The organism is Phenylobacterium sp. (genome assembly GCF_004799515.1).
GTDB lineage: Bacteria > Pseudomonadota > Alphaproteobacteria > Caulobacterales > Caulobacteraceae > Phenylobacterium.
On the sequence record NZ_SSMX01000042.1, the window covers coordinates 1 to 5,539 of the forward strand.

The window sequence follows — 5,539 nt, forward strand, 5'->3', positions numbered from 1 at the left end:
GCTGTCCGCCTGGGGTGAGGTACACATCCCGGGCCGCTGGCGGACGCCGGACTGGTTCAAGGCAGCTCGCGCGGAAGATTTCCTGCGGGCTGGAGATGACTGTCCATAAAGCGAGCACCCGCACTGAATGTCCGCTCATCGGCCGAAAGCCGAGCTCACGGTCGTAGAGGGTCCTAAAGCAGCTTCAACTGAGAAGCGTCTGCCTTCTTAGAGACCAGATCGTAGGGGTCCGGTGCGCGCATTCTTCCGCGTTCGCGCTGGCTGAGCTTTTTCAACTCCTCCGACGCCACGTAGTAGCGTCCGCGCTTCTCCCCAACGGGCTCCAGAATGGCCGCGTCACACAGCTTCTTAAGGTCACGGCTAGCGACGACATCGGAGATGTTTTCCTGATCGCGGTATCTCTGGTTGCGAACCTTGTAGCCGAAGGCCGCGTCCAACATCGGGCCCTCGCATCGCTCCGGCAGACCAAGGCCAGTGCGGATTTTTACCAGTATTTCCCAGATGCGCCCGATCTCAGCATTGCGGCGTATTAGCGTGTTGGCCTGCTGGTAGTGGGCGGTAAGGCAGAACCGAACCCACGGCAGGGCTGAGTTCTGCGGATTCCAAGCGCCCTGTCCGACCTCAGCTAGCTTGGCGTAATAGGCGTCGGTGTTGCGGCCCAACCATTCCTCAATGCTGGAAAAGACCGGGCTGGAGAGGCCACCTTTGGCCATCACCAACGTTTGCAGGGCGCGCGCCATTCGACCGTTCCCGTCCCTGAAAGGATGGATCATGGTCAAGTTGAGGTGCGCCATAGCTCCCAGCACAGTTGGGTCGCGGTCGGAGGCGTGGTTGGTTTGCTCGATCAATTCATTGATCAGACCGGGCACGAGGACCGGATCGGGACCCTCGTAAACCTGCTGACCATCGGCCTCCCGCACCACGACAACCGCCCCCGGTCGCCATTGCCCCGGAAGCTTCGTCAGGTCGTAGCTCAGCATCATGAAGTGCAGGCTGCGGATCAGCTGGGCGTTCGTATCGGTGTGCGGGTCATCATGAATCTGCAAGATATAGGTCATGGCGTTCCGGTAGCCCTCAAGGGCGCGCAACGTTTCCTCCTCCAGCGTCTCCGGCTTTTCGTCGTCCACGATGGCAATGGCTTCCGCCAGGTTGGCGTTATAGCCCTCGATGCTGTTCGAGCCTTGGAGCGCCCGAGCAAACGTGTTCCTGCGCAGAAAGCCGCTCCACCGGTTCGGATTCTGGCTCACATGAAATCGGAGCTGGTCACGCTGCTGGTGGATCATCCCAAGCACGTCTTGGTCGATTCCCTCCAAGGTCGGATATGCGAAAATCATGTAGGTTAGTCCGTTTCAATCCGTCTCGACGACGATATATAATTGCCCTGACGACGAGGTCAATTTGTATTACTGACATGAACAGAATGAACCCGGAACAGCGCGCCCAGCTTCTCCAGGGCGTTGCGACACTCGGCCTGACCGCGGAGGAAGTCCGTGAAGCAGAGTTTCTGTCAGGCGGCAGGCCTCACGTCCCGGCGATTGATCATCGAAGGCGCGGTCGGGTGTGCGATGCTCGAGGACGTCCACGAGGTTGGCTCCTCCCGATCCGCAGCATCCAGTCGATGTGGGCGGATTCCTGACAGACAACATCGCCGCCGCCCGGGAACGGAACCCGCGTTTCTCCGGCGTTCCTGGCGCTCAGAGCCCGAAGGGTGAGACATACCGCGCCAAGCCGTGCTGATCTCATCTGTCGATCTGCCGGGCGTCAGGGATGAGCCGCTGGCCGGTCTCGTCGCCCGCGCGGATGTTTCGCATGACTCAGGTCGCCCCTAATCCGCGAACAGACCGAACCACCGGACACCGCCGGATGATGCGTGTGGCCATGCGGTTCCTCTTGGCCGGGTTGGGCGGCTCGGCGCTGCTGATCGCCCTGTCGATTCTATTGCTCGGCGCCGGCGCAACGGCCGGCGTGGGCGAACGCGCCTTCGAAATGCTGAGCGGTTGGAAGGGACTGCCGAGCCCGTCATGGCCGCCGTCAACGGACAGTGAGCTGCGGTTTTATTCGGCGCTCTGGGGTGGATATGGTGTCATGCTTCTTTGCGCGGCGCGCAATCTGTCGCGGTGGGACGGGCGCGTGCCGGGGTTGGCGGCCATCTTCTTCATCGGCGGCGTCGGGCGCGCGCTCTCCTGGGTGATGGTCGGCGCGCCGCACCCCTTCTTCCTCGTTCTGATGGCGATCGAATTGATCCTGCCGCCAGTCATCATCGTCCTGTGGTCGGGCGCGCGAAACAACACCGCGAGTCGCTGACACCGCGATGGCGCGCGCTCTCCTCAATGTGAACCCTCTCGCGCGATTTCCGGCCTCTCACGCGCAGGGCGCTCGCCGCTGCGCTGACTGGTGACGCCATGGGCCGGTGGCCCCTCCGCGGGCGCCGGTTGCGGTTTCCCCCTTGCGAATGCCGCGCTTCGCGGGTCACGTGCATAGGTCTCCGTGCATGGTTGGAGCGCCAATGACCTTCGTTCTCAAGGTAGATCGCCTTTTGCGCCCAGGCTTGGCGCTGGCGGTCGTCCTAGGTCTCCTGTTCGTCGCCGCTGCGCCGCGGGCCGAGGCTCAGGGTCTGTGGCGGTGCCCTTCGGGGTTTGTCCCGCACGAAGGCCTGAACCTTGATTTCCCCTCCGGCGGCCTGAAGCGCGCCTTCTGGGTCTATCCGCCGCGCGAGGGCGCGAACCCCGCGCCCGTCTGGGTCCCGCTTACCGGCTCGGTGGAATCCACAAACGACAACCTGACGGTTCCGCGCAGCGGCGCGAACGCTCTGATGGCGCAGAAGGGGTTTATGGTGATCGGGCCGGTGCGCCAGTGCGCGGGCCAGGACCCGAGCCTGAAGGCCGGCGCGTGCAATGGCGTGGGATCGGGCGGCTGGAATTGGAACCCGTGGAACGAGGGCCGCGCCGCCGGCCCCGCGGGCGACAGGTGGAAGCAGGACGCAGGCCCGGACGCCGCCTTCCTGAAGGCGGCCGTCGCATGCGTGGGGACGAGGTGGAAGCTGGACCGCCGCCGCCTGTTCGTGGGTGGCATCTCGTCCGGCGGCACCATGACCAACCGCGCCCTGCTCTTCGACTCCGGCTTCTGGGCCGGCGGCCTGCCGATCTCGGGCGAGTGGTACATGAGCCAGGACGACGGCTCGGCCCTGTCGTTCAATGACGCGCGCGCCTTCGTCGCCGCCCATCCGGCCAAGATCTTCCAGGGCCGCGTCGGACCCTATCCCCTGCCGGCGCGTCTCTCTCCGCTCATCGTGATCACCGTCTGGGGCGGCGACAACGACAAGTGGGATTGCGGACCGCCCCTGGGCCTCTGTTCCGACTATCGGCCCACCACCCAGGCCGCGTCGAACTACTTCAGCGCCCAGCCCAATATCGTCCACATCGCCTGCAGCGCGGCGCACGGCCACATGTGGCCGCAGGCGAACACCCAGGCCTTCAACCTCTGGGCCCTCACCACCCTGGCGTCCCATCCCAAGGGCGCAGACCCGCGCGGCTTCAAGCTGACGCCGCCGCCCGACGGCTACCGCTGCCACGTCGGCCGTTTCGAGGACCACTACCCTGCCGGCGCCTGACGCTCCGCCGCGGTTCCCGCTGCGCCGTCGCCGGGCCGGGCTGGCGGGCCTCGCCCTGGCCCTGGCGATCGCCGGGGCCGCGCGGTCGCAGGCGCCGCTTACGCCGGCCGAGCGCGCGGAACAGGGCAACGGCGTGATGGGCGCCTTCGCCGCGTCCGGCGCCGCCCCGGCGCTGGGGGCGACCCGCTACGCCGAGCGCTGCGCCCGCTGCCACGACGCCCCCTCCGGGCGGACGCCGGCCAAGGCGGCGATCGCCAACAACACGCCGACCTTCATCGTCTCCGCCCTGCTCGAGGGGGTGATGCGACCGATGGCGGCGGGCCTTAGCCCACATGAGATGGCGTCGGTGGCGGCCTATCTGTCGACCCGCAAGGCGGCGGGGCTGGGCGCAGGCGCGCTCGAAGCTCCGGCCTGCGCCGCGCCTCGGACCCGCTTCGCCCTGGATGGCCCAAGCTGGAACGGCTGGGGCAATGCGGAAACCCAGGACCGCTTCCAGGCCGCTCCCGGCTTGACCGCCGCCGACGTCCCACGCTTGACGCTGAAGTGGGCGTTCACCTTCGCGGGCAGCCGCAACGGCCAGGCGACCGTGGCCGGAGGGCGGGTGTTCCTCGCCAGCACCTCGGGCGCGGTCTATGCGTTGGACGCCAAGACGGGCTGCGCCTTTTGGCGTTTCGACATTCCCGGGGGATCGCGCAGCAGCGTCACCGTCGCGCGGCTGCCGGGGCCGGGCCCGGCGCGGTACGCCGCCTACCTGACCGGCTGGACCGAACGCACCGCCTACGCCTTGGACGCTGACACCGGCGCGCTGATCTGGAAGCGCCAGGTGGACGATCAGCAGGAGGTGCAAATGACCGGCTCGCCGGTTCTGCACGCCGGCCGGCTCTATGTTCCGATCTCGTCGGCGGAGGAGGCGATCGCCACCGACGACACCCATGTGTGCTGCCGGTTCCGCGGTGCGGTGGTCGCCGTCGATGCGCGCACCGGCGCCGTCGCCTGGGAACGCTTCATGGCGCCGCCCGCCCAGCCGTTCAAAACCAATCCCAGAGGCAAGCCGCTCTATGGGCCGGCGGGGGCGGCGATCTGGGCGGCGCCCACCGTCGATGCGGCGCGCGGCCTGCTCTATGTGGCGACCGGGGACAGCTACACGGACGCCCCCCTGGACACGGCCGACGCCGTGGTCGCCTTGGATCTGGCGACTGGACGCGTGCGCTGGGTCAAGCAACTGACCAAGGGCGACAACCACATAATCGGCTGCAGCGGTCCGAAACCCGCCGCCAACTGTCCGGAGCGGGTCGGTCCCGACCACGATTTCGGCGTCTCGCCCATCCTGCACCGCGTCGCCGACGGCCGCGATCTGCTGCTGGTCGGCCAGAAGTCCAGCGAGATCTACGCCTTGGATCCAGGCGCGCGGGGCCGCGTGGTCTGGCGCCGCCGGCTTAGTTCCGGCGGCCCACTCGGCGGCGTCGAGTTCGGGCCGGCCGCCGACCGCACGGCCTATTTCGTCGGCCTCTCCGATGTTTTCGCCAGCGGTCCGGCGCCCGGGGTCTATGCCTTCCGCCTCGCCGACGGCGCGCCGCTCTGGTCGTCGCCCAGCCCCAAGCTGCCCTGCGCCTGGGCCACGCCCTACTGCTCCGGCGCGGTGTCCCAGGCGCTGACCGCGATGCCGGGGGTCGTTTTCGCCGGGGCCATGAACGGCCGACTCCGCGCCTATGACACCCGCGACGGCATGGTGTTGTGGGAGATCGACACCGCCAAACCCGTTATGACGGTCACCGGGTCGCCCGCGACGGGCGGCGTCCTGGACGGCGCCGGCCCCACCATCGCCGGCGGAACGGTCTACGTCGTGTCAGGCCTGGTGGTGGACACCGGCCTGCACAGCCAGGGCTGGAGCCGTGAGCGGGCGATTAAGTACGTCGTCGATGTACTCGG

General features: G+C 67.4%; 4 protein-coding genes. 3 read left to right on the top strand and 1 reads right to left on the bottom strand.

Translation table 11 applies throughout. The features are described from left to right. Nucleotides 1-173 precede the first annotated feature (173 nt). The gene (locus tag E8A49_RS17440) at nucleotides 174-1,283 is read right to left on the bottom strand and encodes a Fic family protein (RefSeq protein ID WP_293384352.1); all 1,110 of its coding nucleotides are present in this window, start codon (nucleotides 1,281-1,283) and stop codon (nucleotides 174-176) included. 484 nt (nucleotides 1,284-1,767) lie between these two features. Between E8A49_RS17440 and E8A49_RS17445 the strand changes: the two genes are divergently transcribed. From E8A49_RS17445 to E8A49_RS17455, 3 genes are all read left to right on the top strand, one after another. Continuing rightward, complete coding sequence (locus E8A49_RS17445) at nucleotides 1,768-2,304, top strand: DUF4345 domain-containing protein (protein WP_293384355.1); 537 nt, start codon at nucleotides 1,768-1,770, stop codon at nucleotides 2,302-2,304. A 202-nt stretch (nucleotides 2,305-2,506) separates the two neighbouring features. After that, entirely contained in the window at nucleotides 2,507-3,610 is a 1,104-nt protein-coding gene (locus E8A49_RS17450) for a hypothetical protein (RefSeq protein WP_293384358.1), read from the top strand. A gap of 136 nt (nucleotides 3,611-3,746) precedes the next feature. Next, the coding region (locus E8A49_RS17455) for a PQQ-binding-like beta-propeller repeat protein (RefSeq protein WP_293384361.1) at nucleotides 3,747-5,539 on the top strand (1,793 nt) is incomplete at its 3' end.